Below are 23,856 nucleotides of genomic sequence, written 5' to 3'. Positions count from 1 at the left end.
CCGATCGCCATGGAAGAAGGTCTGCGCTTCGCTATCCGTGAAGGCGGCCGTACCGTCGGCGCCGGCGTCGTGGCAAAGATCCTCGACTAAGCAGTAAAACTGGCGAGCGCGGCACCAACCGGCCGCGCTCGTTTGCCAGAGGGGTTGGCGGCATCGCCGACCCCAAAGTTGTTTTTAGGGGTATAGCTCAACTGGCAGAGCGTCGGTCTCCAAAACCGAAGGTTGGGGGTTCGATTCCCTCTGCCCCTGCCAATTCAATCAGCCGCGTCGCGAAGAACAATCGTGACGCGGCTTAGTCTCGTTTGCGAAACATGGCCAATCCCAATGTTGAAACCGTAGGCGCCTCGAGCGGCAAGTGGCTGCTAGGCGTGGCGGTGCTTCTGGTGGTTGCCGGGGTAATCGGCTTCTACGCACTGGCACAGCAGCCGTCCTACGTGCGCGGCGCCGCGCTGTTTGCCGGCCTTGCACTGGGTGTTGTTGTGGCGTTGGTCTCCGCCCCGGGCAAGGACTTTGTGGGATTTGCCAAGGAATCGTACCGGGAAGTTCGTAAAGTCGTCTGGCCGACGCGCAAGGAAGCCGGTCAGATGACCGGGCTGGTGTTCGCCTTTGTTGTGGTCATGGCACTGTTCCTGTGGTCGGCTGACAAGCTCATTGAGTGGGTAATTTTCTCGCTCGTGTTGGGCTGGAAATAAGAGGTAGTACATGACGGATAACGCTCAGCAGGAAACCGCCGCCGCGGAATCGCCTTCGTCGAAGAAACGCTGGTATGTGGTGCACGCCTATTCCGGCATGGAAAAGAGCGTACAGCGCGCGTTGCAGGAGCGCATCGAACGCGCCGAGATGCAGGACAAATTTGGCCGCATCCTGGTGCCGTCGGAAGAAGTTGTCGAGATCAAGGGTGGTCACAAGTCGGTAACGGAACGCCGTTTCTTCCCCGGGTATGTCCTGGTGGAAATGGAAATGACCGACGAGACGTGGCACCTGGTGAAGAACACCAGCAAGGTGACCGGCTTCGTGGGTGGCGCACGCAACCGCCCGAGCCCGATTTCCCAGCGGGAAGTCGACAAGATCATGACCCAGATGCAGGAAGGGGTCGAGAAGCCGCGTCCCAAGACGCTGTTCGAAGTGGGCGAAATGGTGCGCGTCAAGGACGGCCCGTTCACCGATTTCAACGGCAACGTCGAGGAAGTGAACTACGAGAAATCGCGCCTGCGCGTCTCGGTCACAATCTTCGGTCGTGCGACCCCCGTCGAGCTCGAGTTCGGCCAGGTCGAAAAGGTTTAATAAGTTTGATCGCCGTAGCCTCACCGGGCGGCGGCGGACAGACAGGGCAGCCGAAAGGCCTTGCCCGAAGAGGAGCGTGAGGTTGCGCCGAATGGCGCGACGATAGCGCGTTACGACTCAACAGGATCCGTTTTCCGAGCAGGAAAGGATCCGGATTGGAGTAGAAATGGCCAAAAAGATTGTTGGCTTTATCAAGCTGCAAATTCCGGCTGGTAAAGCAAATCCCTCCCCGCCCGTTGGTCCCGCACTGGGTCAGCGTGGTCTGAATATCATGGAGTTCTGCAAGGCGTTCAACGCCCAGACCCAGGGTATGGAACCTGGTCTGCCGGTGCCGGTGGTGATTACCGCCTTCGCTGACAAGAGCTTCACCTTCGTGATGAAGTCGCCTCCCGCGACCGTGCTGATCAAGAAGGCAGCTGGCATCACCAAGGGTTCGCCCAAGCCGCATACCGACAAGGTTGGCAAGATCACCCGCGCTCAGGCTGAAGACATCGCCAAGGCCAAGAACGCCGACCTGACCGCTGCCGATTTGGACGCCGCCGTGCGTACGATCGCCGGCTCGGCCCGTTCGATGGGCATCACCGTGGAGGGTCTGTAAATGGCTAAGGTTTCCAAGCGCGTCGCCGCCAACAAGGCGAAGATCGAGCGTACCAAGTTCTACCCGATCGACGAGGCCCTGGGCCTGGTGAAGAGCTGCGCCTCGGCGAAGTTCGACGAGTCGATCGACGTGGCCGTGCAACTGGGCATTGACGCCAAGAAGTCGGACCAGGTTGTGCGTGGTTCCGTGGTGTTGCCGGCCGGTACCGGCAAGTCCGTTCGCGTGGCCGTGTTCGCCCAGGGCGAAAAGGCTGAAGCTGCGAAGGCTGCTGGCGCTGATGTGGTTGGCATGGAAGACCTGGCTGAGCAAGTCAAGGCTGGTAACCTGAACTTTGACGTCGTGATCGCTTCGCCGGACACGATGCGTATCGTCGGTACGCTGGGCCAGATCCTCGGCCCGCGCGGCCTGATGCCGAACCCGAAGGTCGGCACCGTGACGCCGGACGTGGCCCAGGCTGTGAAGAACGCCAAGGCTGGTCAGGTGCAATTCCGTGTCGACAAGGCCGGTATCATTCACGCCACCATCGGCCGTCGTTCGTTCGAAGACACTGCGCTCAAGAGCAACCTGTCGGCACTGCTGGACGCGCTGGTCAAGGCCAAGCCGGCCACGAGCAAGGGCGTGTATCTGCGCAAGATCGCCGTGTCGTCCACGATGGGCGTTGGCGTTCGCGTCGAACAGACATCGCTGTCGGCCTAAGCTGACGGCAACCACCTGGACGGCTCCCGATAACACCGACCAGGGCAGGAATTGAAGATGCCGGCATTGCCGGGATCGTCTCCGCCGCCGCAAGGCAACGGAGCAAGGCTTTGGGCAGTGACGCCCGCCACGCGAAGAGCGGAGCGAGCGTTGCTGGTTATCAAAGACCGCTGGTGTTCACACCGCCGAAGTCTGGCAGCGTGGACTTAATCGGTCGGCGCATGCGGGGTTCGCCCCGATGCTCGTCGGCCCGCCAGCGCAGATGGCGCACCCGAAGGGATTGATGAATCCGGGCATGTCCCGGGTGATTCGGGCCAATCGGACGCCGTTCGTTTGGACTGATGCGTTTGAGCCGGAAGATTCCGGACCACCCGCATCGTTTTGGAGCTAAACCGTGCCACTCAATATTGAAGATAAGAAGGCCGTCGTTGCTGAGGTTTCGGCGCAAGTCGCCAAGGCCCAGACCATCGTCGTCGCCGAATATCGCGGCATCACGGTTGGCGATCTGACCAAGCTGCGTGCTTCCGCTCGTCAGCAAGGCGTGTACCTGCGCGTTCTGAAGAATACGCTGGCCCGCCGTGCCGTCGAAGGTACGCCGTTTGCAGGCCTCGCAGAGCAAATGACCGGTCCGCTGATCTACGGTATTTCCGAAGATGCAGTGGCCTCGGCCAAGGTTCTGAACGACTTTGCCAAGACCAACGACAAGCTGGTTCTGCGCGCAGGGTCGTACGACGGCAAGGTACTCGATGCAGTCGCCGTCAAGGCGCTGGCTTCGATCCCGAGCCGCGACGAACTGATTGCTCAGCTGCTTGGCGTGATGCAGGCACCGGTGTCGGGCTTCGCCCGTCTGCTGGCTGCCCTCGCTGCCAAGAAGGGCGAAGGCGCTCCCGCGGAAGCGGAAGCCCCTGCCGCCTGAGCTGACGCAGGCCTCGCATAGACAGATCGCATTACCGATACCGAATCACATCTAGGAGTATTCCAAATGGCAATCACTAAAGACGACATTCTCGAAGCCGTAGGCGCGATGTCCGTGATGGAACTGAACGACCTGGTCAAGGCGTTCGAAGAGAAGTTTGGCGTGTCCGCTGCCGCCATGGCCGTGGCTGCTGCCCCGGGCACTGGCGGTGCTGCCGCTGCTGAAGAAAAGACCGAGTTCAACGTTGTGCTGGCCGAAGTTGGCGCGAACAAGGTTGGCGTGATCAAGGCCGTGCGCGAAATCACCGGTCTGGGCCTGAAGGAAGCCAAGGACCTGGTCGATGGCGCACCGAAGCCCGTGAAGGAAGGCGTGGACAAGGCTACCGCCGACGACGCCAAGAAGAAGCTGGAAGACGCCGGCGCAAAGGTCGAAGTCAAGTAAGTGGTACCGCGCGTGCCCACGTGGCACGCGGATGGGGCTGGCAAAGGGAAATTCCCGGCGCCAGCCTTTTTGCGCTTCTGTGGGTGTGTTTGATTGCGCACCTGGCGCGCCGGCAAGCTGGCCGGATCATGGAAAATGTGGCTTAAAAGCTGCTTGGATGGCGAAAAAACTCGCTGTTCCAGCAGAAGCCAAACATCAGTGGCACACTAAGTGGTTGCTGATGTTTGTCTTCTGAACCGACTGCAGAAGACAAGTTTGGTCGGGTGTCCCCCGGGCGAGTACAGGCATTGCGCCGTGCAATGACCACACCGCCCGCAGCGTGCGGACACCGTCAGCCAGAGGTTGGTAGCGGCCAACCGCCAAATCCCCTCCCAGTCGCTGAACACCTCAGGTGCCGGCCAGGTCCAGCCAGCCCTGCGATGATTCGGAGATCCCATGGCGTACAGCTTCACCGAAAAGAAGCGCATTCGCAAATCCTTTGCGAAGCGCGCGACGGTTCACCAGGTTCCATTCCTGCTTGCCACCCAGATTGAATCCTACACCCAGTTCTTGCAAGCGGATACGCCGCCCGCGCGTCGCAAAACCGAGGGTCTGCAGGCCGCTTTCAGCGCGATTTTCCCAATCTCCTCCCATAACGGGCTTGCCCGTATGGAGTTTGTCTCGTATCACCTGTCCAACCCGCCGTTCGACGTCAAGGAATGCCAGCAGCGTGGCCTGACGTTCCATTCGGCGCTGCGTGCCAAGGTTCGCCTGATCATCAACGATCGCGAAAACCCGGGCAAGGTGAAGGAAGTGAAGGAGCAGGAAGTGTACATGGGCGAAATTCCGCTCATGACCTCGACCGGCTCGTTCGTGATCAATGGCACCGAGCGTGTCATCGTCAGCCAGTTGCACCGCTCGCCGGGTGTGTTCTTCGAGCACGACAAGGGCAAGACCCACAGCTCGGGCAAGCTGCTGTTCTCGGCGCGGATCATTCCGTACCGTGGCTCGTGGCTGGATTTCGAGTTCGACCCGAAGGACATTCTGTACTTCCGCGTTGACCGCCGCCGCAAGATGCCGGTGACGATCCTGCTGAAGTCGATCGGCCTGACCCCGGAACAGATCCTGGCGCATTTCTTCGTGTTCGACAACTTCACGCTGCAATCGGAAGGTGCGCAGCTGGAGTTCGTGCCCGAACGCCTGCGCGGCGAAGTCGCGCGTTTCGACATCGTCGACAAGAACGGCCGCGTGGTCGTGGAGAAGGACAAGCGGATCAACGCCAAGCACATCCGTGACCTGGACTCCGCGGGCACCAAGCTGATCAGCGTACCGGAAGACTACCTGCTGGGCCGCGTGCTGGCCAAGAACATCATCGACCCGGACACGGGCGAGGTGATCGCCAACGCCAACGACGAGCTGACGGAAACGCTGCTGGAAAACCTGCGCGAAGCGGGCGTCAAGCAGATTCAGACCCTGTACACGAACGATCTGGATCAGGGCCCGTACATGTCGCAGACCCTGCGCGTGGACGAGACCGTCGACCAGACGGCTGCGCGTATTGCCATCTACCGCATGATGCGCCCGGGCGAGCCGCCGACCGAAGACGCCGTGGAAGCGCTGTTCCAGCGCCTGTTCTACAGCGAGGAATCGTACGACCTGTCGCGCGTTGGCCGCATGAAGGTCAACAGCCGCCTGTCGCGACCGAGCGGCGAAGGCAGCATGGTGCTGCAGGACGAGGACATCCTCGAGACCATCAAGATCCTGGTCAACCTGCGCAACGGCAAGGGCGAGGTCGATGACATCGATCACCTGGGCAATCGTCGCGTGCGTTGCGTCGGTGAACTGGCCGAGAACCAGTTCCGCGCCGGCCTGTCGCGCGTGGAGCGCGCCGTCAAGGAACGTCTGGGCCAGGCCGAGACCGAGAACCTGATGCCGCACGACCTGATCAACTCGAAGCCGATTTCGTCGGCGATTCGCGAGTTCTTCGGTTCGTCGCAGCTGTCGCAGTTCATGGACCAGACCAACCCACTGTCGGAAATCACCCACAAGCGCCGTGTGTCCGCACTCGGCCCGGGTGGTCTGACGCGCGAGCGCGCGGGCTTTGAAGTCCGTGACGTGCACCCGACCCACTACGGCCGTGTGTGCCCGATCGAAACGCCGGAAGGTCCGAACATCGGCCTGATCAACTCGCTGGCACTGTACGCCCGCCTGAACGAATACGGCTTCCTGGAAACCCCGTACCGCAAGGTGGTGGACAGCAAGCTGACCGACCAGGTGGACTACCTTTCCGCAATCGAGGAAGGCAAGTACGTGGTGGCGCAGGCCAACGCGACGGTCGATGCCGACGGCAACCTGACCGACGAACTGGTGTCCGCCCGGGAAGGCTCCGAGCGTGAGACCCGTATGGTGACGCCGGATCGCGTCCAGTACATCGACGTGGCGCCGTCGCAGATCGTGTCCGCGGCAGCCTCGCTGGTGCCGTTCCTGGAACACGATGACGCGAACCGTGCACTGATGGGCGCGAACATGCAGCGTCAGGCCGTGCCTTGCCTGCGTCCGGACAAGCCGCTGGTGGGTACCGGCATCGAGCGTACCGTGGCCGTCGACTCGGGTACCGCGGTGCAGGCGATGCGTGGCGGCGTGGTGGACTACGTCGACGCGATGCGTATCGTGATTCGCGTGAACGACGACGAAGCCGTGGCCGGTGAAGTCGGCGTCGACATCTACAACCTGATCAAGTACACGCGTTCCAACCAGAACACCAACATCAACCAGCGTCCGATGGTGAAGGTTGGCGATATCGTGGCCCGTGCCGACGTCATCGCCGACGGCGCCTCGACCGACCTGGGCGAGCTGGCGCTCGGCCAGAACATGCTGGTGGCGTTCATGCCGTGGAACGGCTACAACTTCGAAGATTCGATCCTGATCTCCGAACGCGTGGTGGCCGAAGACCGCTACACCTCGATCCACATCGAGGAACTGTCGGTCGTGGCCCGTGACACGAAGCTGGGACCGGAAGAAATCACGCGCGACATCTCCAACCTCGCCGAAGCGCAACTGGCGCGTCTGGACGAGTCCGGCATCACCTACATCGGTGCCGAAGTGGAAGCTGGCGACGTGCTGGTGGGCAAGGTCACGCCGAAGGGCGAGACCCAGCTGACGCCGGAAGAGAAGCTGCTGCGCGCCATCTTTGGCGAGAAGGCTTCGGACGTGAAGGACACCTCGCTGCGCGTGCCGTCGGGCATGAGCGGTATCGTGATCGACGTCCAGGTCTTCACCCGCGAAGGCGTGACCCGCGACAAGCGTGCCCAGTCGATCATCGACGACGAACTGAAGCGCTACCGCCTGGACCTGAACGACCAGCTGCGTATCGTGGAAGGTGACGCGTTCCAGCGTCTGGAGCGACTGCTGCTCGACAAGACCGTCAATGGCGGCCCGAAGAAGCTGGCCAAGGGCGCCAAGCTGACGCGCGAGTACCTGGCTGACCTGGACAAGTACCACTGGTTCGACATCCGTCCGGCCGACGAGGAAGTGGCTGCCCAGCTGGAAGCCGTCAAGGAAGCCATCGAGCAGAAGCGTCACGAGTTCGACCTGGCCTTCGAAGAGAAGCGCAAAAAGCTGACGCAGGGCGATGAACTGCCGCCGGGCGTGATCAAGATGGTCAAGGTGTACCTGGCCGTGAAGCGCCGCCTGCAGCCTGGCGACAAGATGGCCGGCCGTCACGGTAACAAGGGTGTGGTGTCGAAGATCGTTCCGATCGAAGACATGCCGTACATGGCAGACGGTACGCCGGCTGACATCGTGCTGAACCCGCTGGGCGTGCCGTCGCGGATGAACGTGGGCCAGATTCTGGAAACCCACCTGGGCTGGGCCGCACGCGGTCTGGGCCAGCGCATCGGCGACATGCTCAAGGCGCAGACCAAGGCACAGGAGCTGCGCAAGCTGCTGGCCCAGGTCTACAACGAGAGCGGCAAGCCGGAAGACCTGGACAGCCTGTCGGACGCCGAAGTGCTGGAACTGGCCAGCAACCTGAAGAAGGGTGTGCCGTTCGCGACGCCGGTGTTCGATGGTGCGCACGAGGACGAAATCCGCCGCATGCTGGACCTGGCGTACCCGGACGACATCGCAAAGGAGAAGGGCCTGACCGCCTCCAAGCAGCAGGTCACGCTGCACGATGGCCGTACCGGCGAAGCGTTCGAGCGTCCTGTCACGCTGGGTGTGATGCACATGCTGAAGCTGCACCACTTGGTGGACGACAAGATGCACGCCCGTTCCACCGGTCCGTACTCGCTGGTGACGCAGCAGCCGCTGGGCGGCAAGGCCCAGTTCGGTGGCCAGCGTTTCGGTGAAATGGAAGTGTGGGCACTGGAAGCCTATGGCGCGTCGTACGTGCTGCAGGAAATGCTGACGGTCAAGTCCGATGACGTGAACGGCCGTACCAAGGTGTACGAAAACATCGTCAAGGGCGAGCACTCGATCGACGCCGGCATGCCGGAATCGTTCAACGTGCTGGTGAAGGAAATCCGCTCGCTGGGTATCGACATTGACCTCGATCGCTACTGATCGACGAGATGACGGCGCCGGCCGAGGCCGGCGCCGACCAGCACAGGATTTCCCACAGAATGAATGCCGTGGCCCCGAACAGAAGTCGGTGCCGCGGCGAAACAAGGAGTTGCAATGAAAGCATTGCTCGATCTCTTTAAGCAGGTTCAGCAGGAAGAGCAGTTCGACGCGATCAAGATCGGCCTCGCCTCGCCCGAGAAGATCCGTTCGTGGTCGTACGGTGAAGTCAAGAAGCCGGAAACGATCAACTACCGTACGTTCAAGCCGGAGCGCGATGGCTTGTTCTGCGCCAAGATCTTTGGCCCGATCAAGGACTACGAGTGCCTGTGCGGCAAGTACAAGCGCCTGAAGCACCGTGGCGTGATCTGCGAGAAGTGCGGCGTGGAAGTGACGCTGGCCAAGGTGCGCCGCGAGCGCATGGGCCACATCGAACTGGCTGCTCCGACCGCCCACATCTGGTTCCTGAAGTCGCTGCCGTCGCGTCTGGGCATGGTGCTCGACATGACGCTGCGCGACATCGAGCGCGTGCTGTACTTCGAAGCGTTCGTGGTGCTGGAACCCGGCATGACGCCGCTCAAGAAGAGCCAGATCATGTCGGAAGACGACTACATCGCGAAGTGCGATGAGTACGGCGAGGGTGAATTCGTCGCCATGATGGGCGCCGAGGGCATCCGTGAACTGCTGCGCGGCATCGACATCGAGAAGCAGATCGAACAGATCCGCGCCGAGCTGCAGGCCACCGGTTCCGAAGCCAAGATCAAGAAGTTCGCCAAGCGCCTGAAGGTGCTGGAGGCGTTCCAGCGCTCGGGTATCAAGCCCGAGTGGATGATCCTGGAAGTGCTGCCCGTGCTGCCGCCGGAACTGCGTCCGCTGGTGCCGCTGGATGGCGGCCGCTTCGCGACGTCGGACCTGAACGACCTGTACCGCCGCGTCATCAACCGTAACAACCGCCTGAAGCGCCTGCTGGAGCTGAAGGCCCCTGAGATCATCGTGCGCAATGAAAAGCGCATGCTGCAGGAAGCGGTTGACTCGCTGCTGGACAACGGCCGTCGCGGCAAGGCGATGACCGGCGCCAACAAGCGTCCGCTGAAGTCCCTGGCCGAAATGATTAAGGGCAAGGGCGGCCGTTTCCGTCAGAACCTGCTGGGCAAGCGCGTGGACTACTCGGGCCGTTCGGTCATCGTGGTGGGCCCGACGCTCAAGCTGCATCAGTGCGGCCTGCCCAAGCTGATGGCGCTTGAGCTGTTCAAGCCGTTCATCTTCCACAAGCTGGAAACGATGGGCATCGCCACCACCATCAAGGCGGCGAAGAAGGAAGTGGAAAGCCAGACGCCGGTGGTGTGGGACATCCTCGAAGAGGTGATCCGCGAGCACCCGGTGATGCTGAACCGTGCACCGACGCTGCACCGTCTGGGTATCCAGGCGTTCGAGCCGGTGCTGATCGAAGGCAAGGCAATCCAGCTGCACCCGCTGGTCTGCGCGGCGTTCAACGCCGACTTCGACGGCGACCAGATGGCTGTTCACGTGCCGCTGTCGCTGGAAGCGCAGATGGAAGCCCGCACGCTGATGCTGGCGTCCAACAACGTGCTGTTCCCGGCCAACGGCGACCCGTCGATCGTCCCGTCGCAAGACGTGGTGCTGGGTCTGTACTACACGACCCGCGACAAGATCAACGGCAAGGGTGAAGGCATGACCTTCGCTGACATCAGCGAAGTTATCCGCGCCTACGAGAACAAGGAAGTCGAGCTCGCTTCGCGCGTGAACGTGCGGATCACCGAGTACGAACTCGTCGACAAGGACGCCGTGGGCGATGCCCGCTTCGCGCCCAAGATCACGCTGCAGGCCACCACGGTTGGCCGCTCGATCCTGTCCGAGATCCTGCCGAAGGGCCTGCCGTTCTCGGTGCTGAACAAGCCGCTGAAGAAGAAGGAAATCTCGCGCCTGATCAACACGGCGTTCCGCAAGTGCGGCCTGCGCGAGACCGTGATCTTCGCTGACAAGCTGCTGCAGTCGGGCTTCCGCCTGGCCACCCGCGCCGGTATCTCGATCGCGATCGACGACATGCTGGTGCCGCCGCAGAAGGAGAAGATCATCTCCGACGCGGCTGCCAAGGTGAAGGAATACGACAAGCAGTACATGTCGGGTCTGGTGACGGACCAGGAGCGATACAACAACGTCGTGGACATCTGGGGCGCCGCCGGCGACCAGGTGGGCAAGGCGATGATGGAGCAGCTCCAGCACGAAGACGTAGTCGACCGCGAAGGCAAGACTGTCAAGCAGGAATCGTTCAACTCGATCTACATGATGGCTGACTCGGGTGCCCGCGGTTCCGCGGCGCAGATCCGTCAGCTGGCCGGCATGCGTGGCCTGATGGCCAAGCCGGATGGCTCGATCATTGAAACGCCGATTACGGCGAACTTCCGTGAAGGCCTGAACGTTCTGCAGTACTTCATCTCGACCCACGGCGCCCGTAAGGGCCTGGCCGATACGGCACTGAAGACCGCGAACTCGGGTTACCTGACCCGTCGTCTGGTTGACGTGACGCAGGATCTGGTTGTGGTGGAAGACGATTGCGGCACCTCCAACGGCGTGGCCATGAAGGCCCTGGTCGAAGGCGGTGAAGTGATCGAAGCCCTGCGTGACCGTATCCTCGGCCGTGTGACGGTGTCTGACGTGGTGAACCCGGAAACCCAGGAAACCGCGATCGAAACCGGCACGCTGCTGGACGAAGATCTGGTCGACCTGATCGACAGCCTCGGCGTGGACGAAGTGAAGGTCCGCACCCCGCTGTCGTGCGACACGCGCTACGGCCTGTGCGCCAAGTGCTACGGCCGCGATCTCGGCCGCGGCGTGCTGGTGAACTCGGGTGAAGCGGTGGGCGTGATTGCCGCGCAGTCGATCGGTGAGCCGGGCACCCAGCTGACCATGCGTACGTTCCACATCGGTGGTGCGGCATCGCGTGCGGCAGTGGCGTCGAGCGTGGAAGCCAAGGCGACCGGTACGGTCCGCTTCACGGCGACCATGCGCTACGTGACCAACGCCAAGGGCGAACTGATCGTGATCTCGCGTTCGGGCGAGTCGATGATCACGGACGACCATGGCCGCGAGCGCGAGCGCCACAAGATCCCGTACGGCGCCACGCTGCTGGTGCAGGACGGCCAGGCAATCAAGGCCGGTACGCAACTGGCCACGTGGGACGCACTGACGCGACCGATCGTCTCGGAGTACTCGGGCACCATCAAGTTCGAGAACGTCGAAGAAGGTGTGACCGTCGCCAAGCAGATGGACGAAGTGACCGGCCTGTCGACCCTCGTGGTGATCGACGCCAAGCGCCGTACGGCTGCCACCAAGGGCTTGCGCCCGCAGGTGAAGCTGCTCGACGCCAACAACCAGGAAGTCAAGATTCCGGGCACGGACCACTCCGTGACCATCGGCTTCCAGGTGGGCGCGCTGATTACCGTGAAGGACGGCCAGCAGGTGCACGTGGGTGAAGTGCTCGCACGTATCCCGACCGAATCGCAGAAGACCCGCGACATTACCGGGGGTCTGCCGCGTGTGGCCGAGCTGTTCGAAGCGCGTTCGCCGAAGGACGCCGCCGTGCTGGCGGAAGTCACCGGTACCACGTCGTTCGGCAAGGACACCAAGGGCAAGCAACGCCTGGTGATTACGGACCTGGACGGCAACGCCCACGAGTTCCTGATCGCCAAGGAAAAGCAGGTCCTGGTCCACGACGGTCAGGTGGTGAACAAGGGCGAAATGATCGTGGAAGGTCCGGCGGACCCGCACGACATCCTGCGCCTGAAGGGCATCGAGGAACTGGCGCACTACATCGTCGACGAAGTGCAGGACGTGTACCGTCTGCAAGGCGTGAAGATCAACGACAAGCACATCGAAGTGATCGTGCGCCAGATGCTGCGCCGCGTGCAGATCGCGGACGTGGGCGACACCAAGTTCATCCCGGGTGAACAGGTGGAGCGTTCGGAGCTGCTCGACGAGAACGATCGCGTGATCGCCGAAGGCAAGCGTCCGGCCACGCACGAGAACCTGCTGCTCGGTATCACCAAGGCGTCGCTGTCGACCGACAGCTTCATCTCGGCGGCATCGTTCCAGGAAACCACGCGCGTGCTGACGGAAGCCGCGATCATGGGCAAGACCGACGACCTGCGTGGTCTGAAGGAAAACGTGATCGTTGGCCGTCTGATCCCGGCCGGTACCGGCCTGGCCTACCACCGTGCACGCAAGGCACGCGAGGCATCCGAGCGCGAACGCGCCCAGGCGATCTCGGACGAAGAGCAATCGCTCTTCATCGAGCCGCCGGTGGTGCAGGCGACCGAAGGCGAGGACGGCGCGGTCTGATCGCGATCCACTCCGTAGTAAGTAGTGAAAAACCCGGCTCATCCGAGCCGGGTTTTTTTTCGTCCTGTGCCGACGGCTTGGCGAGGGTCAATGTCGCGGTACAAGGCGGACGCTAGGGTAGGGCATCACTGCACTCGACGAGGATCCGAAGATGCGTGCGACTCTGGCCACGCCGCTGAAACCATATCGAATCGTTCCCGTCCTGCTTGCCATGTGCTGTGGCGCAGCGCTTGCACAATTGCCACCCGGCCAACCGTTCAGCCTGGACTTGTCCCTCAAGCCCCCTCTGCCGATCGAGGGTCTGTGGGCGCAGCGTTTCAAGCAGCAACAAGCCTGCACAGCGCGTCGGGGGGACACTCGTACTTGCGAGGCGCTGGAGCAGCGCGCGAGACAGCTGCAGTTTGACGCACTGCGCCGCAGCGCCTCCCCGGCGCCAGTGCCCCAGCCGGTGCCGCCCAATCCCCTCCAGGAACAGGCCTTGCCGATACCGCTACCCTTTGGAGGATAGTGGCTCGCCCGATCGGTTAGGTGTGTGGCGTCAGGACCCGGCCTGCATTGGTGCAATCATGACCACGAGGCTACCAATCCGGATCACAGCCTCATCGCCGATCCGGAGATCGCCTCCGAACACCACGGCGTTTGCCATCATGCGTTCGATCCTGACATCCAGGGTGAGGATGGTGTCGTACGGAATCTCCCGAAGCAAGGTCACGTCGCGCATGGCGCCGACCAGCGCGTGCGCCGGTGCGTTATCCGTCTGGCTTAGGAAATACAGGGCCACGCCGGCTTGTCCAAAGGACTCGATCGCCAGCGCGGCCGGATAGGTGTCGGGAGGGTTGCGCCCCAGGATTGGCGACTCACGGTTGATGACCTTGGTCGCCAGCATATGCGCGCCAGGGCTATAGGTCTGCACCGTGTCGAGCAGCACGAACGGATAGCGGTGTGGCAGCAGGCGCGCAATTTCCTGATGCGCCAGAGCTGGCGCGTTCGTCTCTTTCACGGCCGTTGTCGGATTCGAAAGAACCGGCGACGGGGCGATTCCGGAGTCGAGCCCGCACTCGATCGTCGCGCGGACACGCGCGTCACCGCCGACACTGGCGACGGCCTGGCATGTCACCTTGTTTGCGCTTTGCTCCAGCACGCAAGCTTCCAGTGTCACCACGTCGCCCGGAACGACCACGCCCAGATACTGCACGCGCTTGACGGCGGTCGCACGGGCGGGCTGGCCCAGCGTCCCGCTGACAAGCGCGCCCGCCATCGCCAGCATGCGCTCGAGCATCAATGCGCCGGGGTAGACCGGGTTGCCGGGATAGTGCCCCAGCGCGAAGAGGTCGCTGCCACTGACAAACAAGGTTTCTTGCAAGGTCGATGCTGCGCGCGAAGCGGGAATGGCGAAGGTGGACGACATACAGGTGGCCGAATAGTTGATCGCGCGATCCTAGAACAGGGTGGCAAGCGGCAACTTTGCGCTTGCGCAACCTGGTCCGGATTGGGCGGTCCATGCGTGCGCTTCGTCACCTGGCGCGGCGTAATTCAACTTCGGCAGCCGCGGCCATCGCGCGCAACCGTGCCCATCAGGAATCCAGAATCATCCCCAGCGCGCCAGGCGCCTCGGATGGCACATTGCCCGTATCACTGTTGCATGACTGAACTTGGAGGTTCCAGACGATGCTCGGGAAAACAATAGTTGCCACGGTATTGGCCGGCGCATCTGGTGCGCTGTGCGCCATGACGGCCGAAGACCTGCAGCGTGCGGACGGGCTCTACCAGGCCAACTGCGCTGTGTGTCATTCGGCAAGCCGCGGAGGATATGTCGGCCCCCCGCTGCACAAGGATCGACTCGTGCAGAGCGAGGCTGCCTTGCGCGGAACGATCATGACCGGCATAGCCGATACGCTGATGCCGCCGTTCCATTCCCGCATGTCCGACGCCGATATCCGTCTCGTCGCCCAATTCATCAAGACCCAACCGGTAGCCAGTCCGGCCTGGACGATGCAGCAGGTCCGAGACAGTCTCGAAATCCTGATCGACGAGGCCACGCTGCCGTCGAAGCCGACGTACCAGATCGATTCCGTGTACGACCTGATGGCCGTCATGGCACGTGGGCGCTATGGGCGGGGTACGGGCAGGGATAACGCGAAAGTGGTGTTCCTCAATGGCAAGACCAACCAGGTGGTGGGGGAAGTCGTCACGCCGGTTGCTCCGCACATCATGGATTTCAGCCCGGCAGATCCGCGATGGGCCTGGCTTAAAAGCGATGACGGGTACGTCTACAAGATCGATCTGTATTCACTGAAGATCACGCGCAAGATCCGCACGGGGCTGACCGGCCCGGGTATTGCGCTGTCGAACGACGGCAGGTGGCTCGCAGCAAGCTCGTTCGTACCGAATCTGGTCGTGATCCTAAAGGCCGATACGCTCGAGCCTGTGAAGTACCTGCGCCTCGAAGGCAAGGACCCGGATGGCAAGTTCATCCAGTCGGCCGGGGGACCGGTGATTGGCAGCCGCATCAACAACAAGTTCGCGCTGACGTTGAGGCAGGCAGGGCAGATCTGGATTATCGATCCCGATCGGGAAGGCATGCCCGTGGCAAAGCTCGAGAAAGTAGGGCGCATGCTGCACGATACATTCCTGACGCCTGACGGACGCTACTCGATGGTGGCGTCTTACGACGACAACAAGGTGGTTGCCATCGATCTCAAGGAAGACAAGGTTGTGCGTGACATCCCCGCAGGCTGCCAGCCGCATGTCGGCTCAGGCGCGGTGACGCCGGTGGGGCAGCGGATGCTGGCCTTCGGCACCAACATTGGCGAATGTGACAAGGGCAATGTGGTGACGGTCTGGGATACGCGCGATTTCTCCGTAGTGAAGAACATTCCCGTGGCCGGCCCCACGGAATCGCCGGCAGCGCATCCGGATGCGCCATACGTGGCGGTGGATATCGTCAGCAAGGACAAGAGAGCGTCGCAAATCCAGCTTATCGACAAGCAGTCGCTGGAGGTCGTCCGCACGCTGGATGCGGGCGGCCATGCATTCTTCCCGGAATACACGCGCGACGGAAAATACCTGTATGTCAGCGCCGGATACTACGGCGATCGCCTTCGCATCTACGACAGCAAGACGCTGGCGCTGGTGGCGGAGCACAAGATGGAAAGCCCTGCAGGCATTTTCTCGAGAGCACGAACGCAATGGATCACGGTGGGTTTGCCGCCCACCCGCAAACACTGAGCGAAGGAGCGAAGATGACAAAATTCCGGTGGAACCTCATCGCGGCGGCGCTGGTCATGCTGGGTGTGGTGAGTACCTTGCATGCGGCTTCCGGGACGTCGGCGCGGCAACAAGCTGACGAAAAGATTGTCGCCATCCTGCCCTTGTGCGCATCGTGTCATGGTATCGATGGTGTAAGCAGTGTTGGCCTGTATCCGAATCTCGCGGCGCAGAAGCCAGAGTACCTGGCCAAGCAACTCCGCGATTTCAAGGCGGGTAGGCGCGACGATCCCGTGATGCGCTCCATGGCGGAACCACTGGACGATGCCGCCATCGAGGCCTTGTCGCGGCACTTCGGCAACTTGCCGGGCGCGCGTTAGGCCGCTCAGCTGGCGACCACCAGCCGGAGCCGCGCCATCGCCCCGCGAATCTGGTCCACGCTTTGCGATGCATAGCCGAGTAACAAGGTACGGTCAGCCGTCTTGGGAATGTGTCCGCATGCGGCATCCGCCAAAGGGTACAGTCTGACGCCGCATGCGATGGCGCGATTTGCTAGGGCAGCGGCATCCGGGCCGTCGTCCGGGAGGCGCAAGGAGATGTGCATGCCTGTGCCTGTCCCGTTGATCTGGCAGTCATTTCCCCAGATATCGCGCAGGCCGTCGAGAAGAGTATCGCGCTGCAAGCGATACCGTTGGCGCAACCGATAGAGATGCCGGCTGTAGTCGCCGCATTCCAGGAGCCGTGCCAGAACCGCCTGTTCGAGCCAAGGGCATCCATGGTTCAGCAGTGCCTTGCGGCGCGAGATCGCTTCGGTCAGGACTGGCGGACAGACCATGAAGCCAAGACGGAGCCCCGGGCCCAGTACCTTCGAAAAGCTGCCGACATAGACCACGCGTCCTGGATCCAGCGCCATCAGCGGTGGGAGGAGCGGCCCATCGTAGGAGAAATCGCCGTCGTAATCGTCTTCGATCACGCACGCCCCGACGCGTGCGGCCCAGGCCAGCAAAGCGCGCCGCCTGCTCATCGACATGGTGTAGCCAAGAGGATACTGGTGGGATGGCGTCGTATATGCCAGCTGCACGGAAACGTCAGGTAGCGCGCTGGTGCAAAGCCCTTGTTCATCGACGGGAACCGGCACCTGCGAGGCATGCTTCAAGGGCGGCAGATTGCAGAACCCCGCATAGCCCGGCGCTTCCACCACGACACGATGCCGGTGGTGCACGAGATGTGACGCTAGCAGGTGCAGCGCTTCCTGCACGCCGGCCACGATGACGATCTGCTCTGGATCGACTCCCATTGCGCGCGTGGCAGCCAGGTAGTCGGAGATCTGAACGCGCAGTCCCCAGAGGCCCTGAGCCTGCGGATAGTCGCTGATCGCATGCCCCATCTGGCACAGCAGCGGGTTCGCCAGCGCAGCCCAGCGGCGTGCAGGAAAGGCATCCGGAGCGGGCCGCCCTATCTTGAAGTCGAAGCTCACAGGAGACGAGGGCGGCGCAGCATGGACCCCGGGTGGCGCTACGGCTGCGGCGTATTCGGTGAGTCCGGACGGCGGCGAGGCCTCGGCCGCCGTCATCGGCTCGGGTGCAACGGGCGTGGACGCGCGTGGCGTGGCATCCGCAACGTAGAAACCTCGCCCCGATTCGCCGCGCAAAAGGCCGGCATCTATCAGGCCATCGTAGGCGCCAACCACCGTATTTCGGGATACGTGCAGCATCGCTATCAGGCAGGCGATGGACGGCAGCCGGTCGCCGGGCTGCAAGCGGCCAGACACGACCAGCCCTTCGACCTGCCGCATGATCTGCCGCTTGAATGGCTCCGGCCCGTCGCGCGCGATCGCAATCGGCAATGAAAACGAATGACGCTGCATCTTGTGTGGGGAGTCTTGGAATCCTGCGCGTGTCAATTGCGCACTTCGGAGTCCATCCTAGGACTGGTGCGCGCCGCGACGATTGCGCTGAGGCAAGTGGCCCACTAAGCGGTTGATCTCATCGACTCCGATTGGCATGCCCGCCACACGATGCTGGCTGAGACCGTCACATACGTAGTCACATGCGGCTCGGGGAGGCATGGAGTGGTATGGTTACGCCTTTCCCGGTTTTCCACTTTCCGCTGTCCCTCATGCCGCGCGCTCTGGCGATCCTCAAAGAAGTCTTTGGCTACCACGCCTTTCGCGGCCGGCAGGCGGAGATCATCGACCACGTGGCCGAAGGTGGTGACTGCCTGGTACTGATGCCCACGGGTGGCGGCAAGTCACTCTGCTACCAGATTCCGGCGTTGCTGCGGCAGCAGGCAGGGCAGGGCGTGGGTATCGTCGTGTCGCCGCTGATCGCGCTGATGCAGGATCAGGTTGCCGCCCTGACCGAGGCGGGCGTGCGGGCCGCGGTGCTCAACTCCACGCTAAGCAGCAGCGAGGCTTCCGCCGTGGAGCGGGATCTATTGGCGGGGAGGCTGGAGATCCTCTACGTCGCACCGGAGCGGCTGATGACGCCGCGCTTCCTCGATCTGCTGGAGCGCACCCGCGTGGGTTTGTTCGCCATCGACGAGGCGCACTGCGTGTCCCAGTGGGGACACGATTTCCGGCCCGAATACATCCAGCTGTCGGTCCTGCACGAACGCTTTCCGTACGTACCGCGGATCGCGCTGACCGCGACGGCCGATGCGGTCACGCGCGATGAGATCGTCGAGCGTCTGGCGCTGGACAATGCGCGCGTCTTCATCTCGAGCTTCGATCGCCCGAACATCCGCTACCGCATCGTCGAGAAAGACAACGCGCGCCAGCAGTTGCTTGCCTTTATCAAGGGCGAACACATGAACGGCGACGGCGGCCATGACAGTGGCATCGTCTATTGCCTGTCACGCAAGAAGGTGGAAGACACCGCTGCCTGGCTGTCCGGTCACGGCATCAAGGCGCTGGGCTACCACGCCGGGATGGAAGCGCAGGTGCGCCAGCATCACCAGGCTCGTTTCCGCGAGGAGGAAGGGATCGTCATGGTTGCGACGATCGCCTTCGGGATGGGTATCGACAAGCCGGATGTGCGATTTGTTGCGCATATGGACCTGCCCAAGAGCATGGAAGGCTATTACCAGGAAACCGGCCGCGCGGGCCGGGATGGGCTGCCCGCCAATGCCTGGATGGCGTACGGCCTCGGGGACGTGGTGCAGCAGAAGCGGATGATCGACGAGTCCGAAGCCGACGATGCCCACAAGCGGGTTTCGTCCGCCAAGCTCGACGCGTTGCTGGGTTTGTGCGAGACGGCGGGCTGCCGGCGCGTGCGCATTCTGGCGTATTTCGACGAGACCGCCGAGCCGTGCGGCAATTGCGATACGTGCCTGGAGCCGCCGGCCACCTGGGACGGCACGCGCGAGGCGCAGATGGCACTGTCCTGCGTGTACCGAACTGCGCAAGCCAGCCGCATCCACTTTGGCGCCACACATCTGGTGGACGTGCTGAGGGGCAATGCTTCCGAGAAGATCCGGCAGTGGGGCCACGACAAGATCTCGACGTTCGGCATCGGCAAGGACCGCTCGGTGTCGGAATGGCACGCGATCTTTCGCCAGCTGATTGCGCACGGGCTGCTGGTCATTGACCATGGTGGCCATGGCGCGCTGCTGCTGGGCGAATCCGCCCGCGCAGTGCTCAAGGGCGAAACGCCGATTACCCTGCGTCGCCAGGTCAGCAAACCGGGGAAGTCCTCGGGTGACCGTGCCGGACGAGGCCCCCGAACGGACCATACCGCCACGATGGATGCCGATGCGCTTGCGAACTGGGAGGCTCTGCGCCGCTGGCGGACCGAGGCCGCGCGCGAGCACGGCGTCCCGGCCTACGTCATCTTCCATGACGCCACGCTGGCCGAGCTGGCCCGAAGTGCGCCGGAGTCGCTTGACGAATTGGCTGACGTGCCCGGTATTGGTGCATCCAAGCTCGAGCGCTATGGCGAGGAAATTCTCGAGACATTGCGGGCGGTCGCCTAGGGGCACTGCCAGGAATCGCCGACATTCACTTGATCCTTTTCGGACCCGCTTGCGGCCTTTCGCGAGGCCACCCTTAGCAAGGTATCGGTATACGACGGGTATACCGCTTGACCGTTGCCAAGCCGACTGCTAGGATGCCAGATTCGAGTTTTTGGCTTTGGATTTCGCTCGTCCGTCGGGTTTGTGGCCTCTGGTTCGCAATCTGGCAAGGAGCGGAGCGGGATCCGGGCGAGCTCGCGCTCTTTGGCAAGTCTGTCACTTCACAGCCCTTCCTTTTGAGCGCTCGCTCTCCATCCCGTCCAAAACCCGTAGTTGCCCCTTCAGGCCGATGAAGCCGGCGGAGGGGTGTTTCTGTAAAACCAAGCTGGATTGAACAATGCCAACTATCAACCAACTGGTTCGCAAGCCGCGCGTCTCTGAAGTCATCAAGAGCAAGAGCCCGGCGCTTGAGAACTGCCCGCAGCGTCGCGGCGTGTGCACCCGCGTGTACACCACGACGCCGAAGAAGCCGAACTCGGCACTGCGTAAGGTCGCCAAGGTGCGCCTGACCAACGGTTTCGAAGTCATCTCGTACATCGGCGGTGAAGGCCACAACCTGCAGGAACACTCGGTCGTGCTGATCCGCGGCGGCCGTGTAAAGGATCTGCCGGGTGTGCGTTACCACATCGTCCGTGGTTCGCTCGACTTGCAAGGCGTGAAGGACCGCAAGCAGGCTCGCTCGAAGTACGGTGCGAAGCGTCCGAAGGCTGCCTAAGCTTTTTCAGGCAACCTGGGCTGATGCCCGAAGCTACAACCGATAGCCTGTGGCGCGAGTCATGGTGCTGTCACCAGGCGGCGGTAAAACGGAGCGTTTATGCGCCGTGCCGTCGAGTAAGTGGTCACCCGGCGAATTTGCTGCGAGCAAGCTAGTTGGTGGCCGGAGAGCGGGAAATATCTGATCGCGCTCTCAACTGAATCTAAAGGAAAGAAGATGCCACGTCGTCGTGAAGTCCCCAAGCGGGACGTTCTGCCTGATCCGAAGTTCGGCAACGTTGAAGTTGCCAAGTTCATGAACGTGCTGATGCTGGACGGCAAGAAGTCGGTTGCCGAACGTATCGTGTATGGCGCGTTCGACCAGATCGAGAAGAAGGCAGGCAAGGCCCCCATCGAAGTGTTTTCCGTTGCGATCAACAACGTGAAGCCGGTGGTGGAAGTGAAGAGCCGTCGCGTGGGCGGCGCCAACTATCAGGTTCCGGTCGAAGTCCGTCCGTCGCGTCGTTTGGCATTGGCGATGCGTTGGCTGCGCGAGGCCGCGAAAAAACGCAGCGAGAAGTCGATGGCGCTGCGCCTGGCAGGTGAGCTGCTGGAAGCATCGGAAGGCCGTGGCGGCGCGATGAAGAAGCGCGACGAAGTGCACCGCATGGCCGAAGCCAACAAGGCGTTCTCGCACTTCCGCTTCTAAAGCGCGCGAGAAACGTTGTTGGTTGCCGGGCGGGCTGTGTTTTTACACATCTCGCCCGTTTGTGTTAGGGGCGCGGGGCATGAGATGCCGGCGCCTCACGGACGAATAGAGGATTAAAGTGGCTCGTAAGACTCCCATTGAGCGCTACCGCAATATCGGTATTTCGGCTCACATTGACGCGGGTAAAACCACCACGACCGAGCGGATCCTGTTCTACACCGGTGTGAACCACAAGATCGGTGAAGTGCATGATGGCGCGGCCACCATGGACTGGATGGAGCAGGAGCAGGAGCGTGGCATCACGATCACCTCCGCTGCCACCACGGCCTTCTGGAAGGGCATGGGCGGCAACTACCCCGAGCACCGTTTCAACATCATCGACACCCCGGGCCACGTGGACTTCACCATCGAGGTGGAGCGTTCCATGCGCGTGCTGGACGGCGCGTGCATGGTGTACTGCGCAGTGGGTGGCGTGCAGCCCCAGTCGGAAACCGTCTGGCGTCAGGCCAACAAGTACGGCGTGCCGCGTCTGGCATTCGTCAACAAGATGGACCGTACCGGCGCGAACTTCTTCAAGGTCTATGACCAGCTGAAGACCCGCCTGAAGGCCAACCCGGTGCCCGTCGTGGTGCCGATCGGCGCTGAAGACGGCTTCCAGGGCGTCGTCGATCTGCTGGAAATGAAGGCGATCATTTGGGACGAAGCCAGCCAGGGCGTGAAGTTCGAATACCAGGACATCCCGGCCGAGCTGCAAGCCACCGCTGACGAATGGCGCGAGAAGATGGTCGAGTCCGCCGCCGAAGCCAGCGAAGAGCTGATGGAAAAGTACCTGGGCGGCGAAGAACTGACCCGCGCCGAGATCGTCAAGGCGTTGCGTGACCGTACCATCGCCTGCGAAATCCAGCCGATGCTGTGCGGCACCGCGTTCAAGAACAAGGGCGTGCAGCGTATGCTCGACGCCGTGATCGACTTCCTGCCGTCGCCGGTCGACATTCCGCCGGTTACGGGCACGGACGAGGACGACAGCGAGAAGAAGCTCGAGCGCAAGGCTGACGACAGCGAAAAGTTCTCGGCACTGGCGTTCAAGATCATGACCGACCCGTTCGTTGGTCAGCTGATCTTCTTCCGCGTCTACTCGGGCAAGATCAATTCGGGCGACACCGTGTACAACCCGGTGAAGCAGAAGAAGGAGCGTCTGGGCCGTATTCTGCAGATGCACGCCAACCAGCGCGAAGAAATCAAGGAAGTGCTGGCCGGCGACATCGCCGCTGCGGTGGGCCTGAAGGATGCCACCACGGGCGATACGCTGTGCGATCCGGCTGCCCCGATCGTGCTCGAGCGCATGGTGTTCCCGGAGCCGGTGATCTCGCAGGCTGTCGAGCCGAAGACCAAGGCTGACCAGGAAAAGATGGGCATCGCCCTGAACCGCCTGGCCGCTGAAGATCCGTCGTTCCGCGTGCGTACCGATGAAGAATCGGGTCAGACCATCATTTCGGGCATGGGCGAGCTCCACCTCGAAATTCTGGTCGACCGCATGAAGCGCGAATTCGGCGTGGAAGCCAACATCGGCGCGCCGCAGGTGGCCTACCGCGAAACCATTCGCAAGAAGGCCGAGGACGTCGAGGGCAAGTTCGTCAAGCAGTCGGGCGGCCGCGGCCAGTACGGTCACGCTGTGATCACGCTGGAACCGCAAGAGCAGGGCAAGGGCTTCGAGTTCATCGACGCCATCAAGGGCGGTGTGATTCCTCGCGAATACATTCCGGCGGTCGAAAAGGGTATCGTCGACACGCTGCCGACCGGTATCCTGGCTGGCTTCCCGGTGGTGGACGTGAAGGTCACGCTGACGTTCGGTTCGTACCACGACGTGGACTCGAACGAAAACGCGTTCCGCATGGCCGGCTCCATGGCTTTCAAGGAAGCCATGCGCAAGGCCAGCCCGGTTCTGCTCGAGCCGATGATGGCCGTGGAAGTGGAAACGCCGGAAGACTACACGGGTACCGTGATGGGCGACTTGTCGTCCCGCCGCGGCATCGTGCAGGGCATGGACGACATGGTGGGCGGCGGCAAGATCATCAAGGCCGAAGTCCCGCTGTCGGAAATGTTCGGTTATTCCACGTCGCTGCGCTCGGCCACGCAAGGCCGCGCCACGTACACCATGGAATTCAAGCACTACTCCGAGGCACCGAAGAACATCGCCGAAGCCGTGATGACGGCCAAGGGCAAGTAAAAAAAACGCTTCACCGCCACGCATGACCTGCGTGGCGGTGCAAAGAATTGAATCAGACTGTATTCCATTAGGAGCTGAAACATGGCAAAGGAAAAGTTCGAGCGGACCAAGCCGCACGTGAACGTAGGTACGATTGGTCACGTTGACCACGGCAAGACGACGCTGACGGCAGCGAT

The 23,856-nt window shown here is 62.2% G+C and carries 17 protein-coding genes, 1 tRNA gene and 1 pseudogene; 17 read left to right on the top strand and 2 right to left on the bottom strand.

All coding sequences use genetic code 11. The features are described from left to right. The 10 genes and pseudogenes from BLR29_RS30925 to rpoC all read left to right on the top strand — a co-directional run. Positions 1-90 (top strand): annotated as a pseudogene (locus tag BLR29_RS30925) (elongation factor Tu); the annotation flags it as partial. Between the two features lie 86 nt (positions 91-176). Beyond that, positions 177-252: transfer RNA gene (locus BLR29_RS30920), tRNA-Trp, on the top strand. 59 nt (positions 253-311) lie between these two features. Further along, positions 312-692 carry a preprotein translocase subunit SecE gene (gene secE, locus BLR29_RS30915; protein ID WP_092143700.1) on the top strand — a complete coding sequence of 127 codons (381 nt, stop codon included), beginning with the start codon at positions 312-314 and terminating at the stop codon, positions 690-692. A 10-nt stretch (positions 693-702) separates the two neighbouring features. Next, positions 703-1,284: a transcription termination/antitermination protein NusG gene (gene nusG / locus BLR29_RS30910; RefSeq protein WP_092143697.1), complete on the top strand. Its 582-nt coding sequence runs from the start codon at positions 703-705 to the stop codon at positions 1,282-1,284. 166 nt (positions 1,285-1,450) lie between these two features. Beyond that, complete coding sequence (gene rplK / locus BLR29_RS30905; protein ID WP_092143694.1) at positions 1,451-1,882, top strand: 50S ribosomal protein L11; 432 nt, start codon at positions 1,451-1,453, stop codon at positions 1,880-1,882. Further along, a complete protein-coding gene (gene rplA / locus BLR29_RS30900) occupies positions 1,883-2,578 on the top strand; it encodes a 50S ribosomal protein L1 (protein WP_092143691.1) in 696 nt (231 codons plus the stop codon). 394 nt (positions 2,579-2,972) lie between these two features. After that, positions 2,973-3,494, top strand: a complete 522-nt coding sequence (gene rplJ / locus BLR29_RS30895) for a 50S ribosomal protein L10 (protein WP_092143688.1) — start codon at positions 2,973-2,975, stop codon at positions 3,492-3,494. A gap of 66 nt (positions 3,495-3,560) precedes the next feature. Beyond that, the gene (rplL, locus tag BLR29_RS30890; RefSeq protein ID WP_092143685.1) at positions 3,561-3,935 is read left to right on the top strand and encodes a 50S ribosomal protein L7/L12; all 375 of its coding nucleotides are present in this window, start codon (positions 3,561-3,563) and stop codon (positions 3,933-3,935) included. Between the two features lie 435 nt (positions 3,936-4,370). Continuing rightward, positions 4,371-8,477: a DNA-directed RNA polymerase subunit beta gene (gene rpoB / locus BLR29_RS30885; protein ID WP_092143682.1), complete on the top strand. Its 4,107-nt coding sequence runs from the start codon at positions 4,371-4,373 to the stop codon at positions 8,475-8,477. 114 nt (positions 8,478-8,591) lie between these two features. Next, complete coding sequence (gene rpoC / locus BLR29_RS30880) at positions 8,592-12,833, top strand: DNA-directed RNA polymerase subunit beta' (protein ID WP_092143679.1); 4,242 nt, start codon at positions 8,592-8,594, stop codon at positions 12,831-12,833. A gap of 538 nt (positions 12,834-13,371) precedes the next feature. Here rpoC and BLR29_RS30875 read toward each other — a convergent pair. Beyond that, complete coding sequence (locus BLR29_RS30875; RefSeq protein WP_092143676.1) at positions 13,372-14,241, bottom strand: 3-hydroxyacyl-ACP dehydratase FabZ family protein; 870 nt, start codon at positions 14,239-14,241, stop codon at positions 13,372-13,374. Positions 14,242-14,501: 260 nt separating this feature from the next. On the opposite strand from BLR29_RS30875, the gene BLR29_RS30870 reads away from it, so the two are divergent. Both BLR29_RS30870 and BLR29_RS30865 read left to right on the top strand, forming a co-directional pair. Then, positions 14,502-16,061 carry a nitrite reductase gene (locus BLR29_RS30870; protein ID WP_092143673.1) on the top strand — a complete coding sequence of 520 codons (1,560 nt, stop codon included), beginning with the start codon at positions 14,502-14,504 and terminating at the stop codon, positions 16,059-16,061. Next, positions 16,022-16,420 carry a c-type cytochrome gene (locus BLR29_RS30865; protein WP_255371533.1) on the top strand — a complete coding sequence of 133 codons (399 nt, stop codon included), beginning with the start codon at positions 16,022-16,024 and terminating at the stop codon, positions 16,418-16,420. Before BLR29_RS30870 ends, BLR29_RS30865 begins: the two co-directional genes overlap by 40 nt. Before the next feature lie 5 nt (positions 16,421-16,425). Here the strand turns inward: BLR29_RS30865 and BLR29_RS30860 are convergent, their stop codons facing one another. After that, positions 16,426-17,907 (bottom strand): MocR-like pyridoxine biosynthesis transcription factor PdxR, encoded by a 1,482-nt coding sequence (locus BLR29_RS30860; protein ID WP_092143667.1) that lies wholly within the window; start codon positions 17,905-17,907, stop codon positions 16,426-16,428. A gap of 251 nt (positions 17,908-18,158) precedes the next feature. Here BLR29_RS30860 and recQ point away from each other — a divergent pair, with 251 nt between their 5' ends. From recQ to BLR29_RS30835, 5 genes are all read left to right on the top strand, one after another. Next, positions 18,159-20,012, top strand: a complete 1,854-nt coding sequence (gene recQ / locus BLR29_RS30855; protein ID WP_092143703.1) for a DNA helicase RecQ — start codon at positions 18,159-18,161, stop codon at positions 20,010-20,012. A 376-nt stretch (positions 20,013-20,388) separates the two neighbouring features. Then, positions 20,389-20,766 carry a 30S ribosomal protein S12 gene (gene rpsL, locus BLR29_RS30850; RefSeq protein WP_006576501.1) on the top strand — a complete coding sequence of 126 codons (378 nt, stop codon included), beginning with the start codon at positions 20,389-20,391 and terminating at the stop codon, positions 20,764-20,766. 216 nt (positions 20,767-20,982) lie between these two features. Next, on the top strand, positions 20,983-21,453 hold the full coding sequence (gene rpsG / locus BLR29_RS30845; RefSeq protein WP_010810459.1) for a 30S ribosomal protein S7: 471 nt from the start codon (positions 20,983-20,985) through the stop codon (positions 21,451-21,453). Positions 21,454-21,571: 118 nt separating this feature from the next. Further along, positions 21,572-23,680 carry an elongation factor G gene (gene fusA, locus BLR29_RS30840; protein ID WP_092143664.1) on the top strand — a complete coding sequence of 703 codons (2,109 nt, stop codon included), beginning with the start codon at positions 21,572-21,574 and terminating at the stop codon, positions 23,678-23,680. Positions 23,681-23,761: 81 nt separating this feature from the next. Next, positions 23,762-23,856 (top strand): GTP-binding protein (locus tag BLR29_RS30835; RefSeq protein WP_018003793.1); only part of this gene is annotated, 95 nt, incomplete at its 3' end.

This window comes from Cupriavidus sp. YR651, assembly GCF_900101625.1.
In the GTDB taxonomy this organism is placed as follows: Bacteria; Pseudomonadota; Gammaproteobacteria; order Burkholderiales; family Burkholderiaceae; genus Cupriavidus.
The sequence above is the reverse complement of the archived record's forward strand: the minus strand, read 5'-3'. Positions and strand labels throughout refer to the sequence as shown.

Coding starts and splice junctions, on each gene's coding strand:
- secE (WP_092143700.1), top strand. CDS start 312: ATGGCCAATCCCAATGTTGAAACCGTAGGCGCCTCGAGCGGCAAGTGG.
- nusG (WP_092143697.1), top strand. CDS start 703: ATGACGGATAACGCTCAGCAGGAAACCGCCGCCGCGGAATCGCCTTCG.
- rplK (WP_092143694.1), top strand. CDS start 1,451: ATGGCCAAAAAGATTGTTGGCTTTATCAAGCTGCAAATTCCGGCTGGT.
- rplA (WP_092143691.1), top strand. CDS start 1,883: ATGGCTAAGGTTTCCAAGCGCGTCGCCGCCAACAAGGCGAAGATCGAG.
- rplL (WP_092143685.1), top strand. CDS start 3,561: ATGGCAATCACTAAAGACGACATTCTCGAAGCCGTAGGCGCGATGTCC.
- rpoB (WP_092143682.1), top strand. CDS start 4,371: ATGGCGTACAGCTTCACCGAAAAGAAGCGCATTCGCAAATCCTTTGCG.
- rpoC (WP_092143679.1), top strand. CDS start 8,592: ATGAAAGCATTGCTCGATCTCTTTAAGCAGGTTCAGCAGGAAGAGCAG.
- BLR29_RS30875 (WP_092143676.1), bottom strand. CDS start 14,241: ATGTCGTCCACCTTCGCCATTCCCGCTTCGCGCGCAGCATCGACCTTG.
- BLR29_RS30870 (WP_092143673.1), top strand. CDS start 14,502: ATGCTCGGGAAAACAATAGTTGCCACGGTATTGGCCGGCGCATCTGGT.
- BLR29_RS30865 (WP_255371533.1), top strand. CDS start 16,022: ATGGATCACGGTGGGTTTGCCGCCCACCCGCAAACACTGAGCGAAGGA.
- BLR29_RS30860 (WP_092143667.1), bottom strand. CDS start 17,907: ATGCAGCGTCATTCGTTTTCATTGCCGATTGCGATCGCGCGCGACGGG.
- recQ (WP_092143703.1), top strand. CDS start 18,159: ATGCCGCGCGCTCTGGCGATCCTCAAAGAAGTCTTTGGCTACCACGCC.
- rpsL (WP_006576501.1), top strand. CDS start 20,389: ATGCCAACTATCAACCAACTGGTTCGCAAGCCGCGCGTCTCTGAAGTC.
- rpsG (WP_010810459.1), top strand. CDS start 20,983: ATGCCACGTCGTCGTGAAGTCCCCAAGCGGGACGTTCTGCCTGATCCG.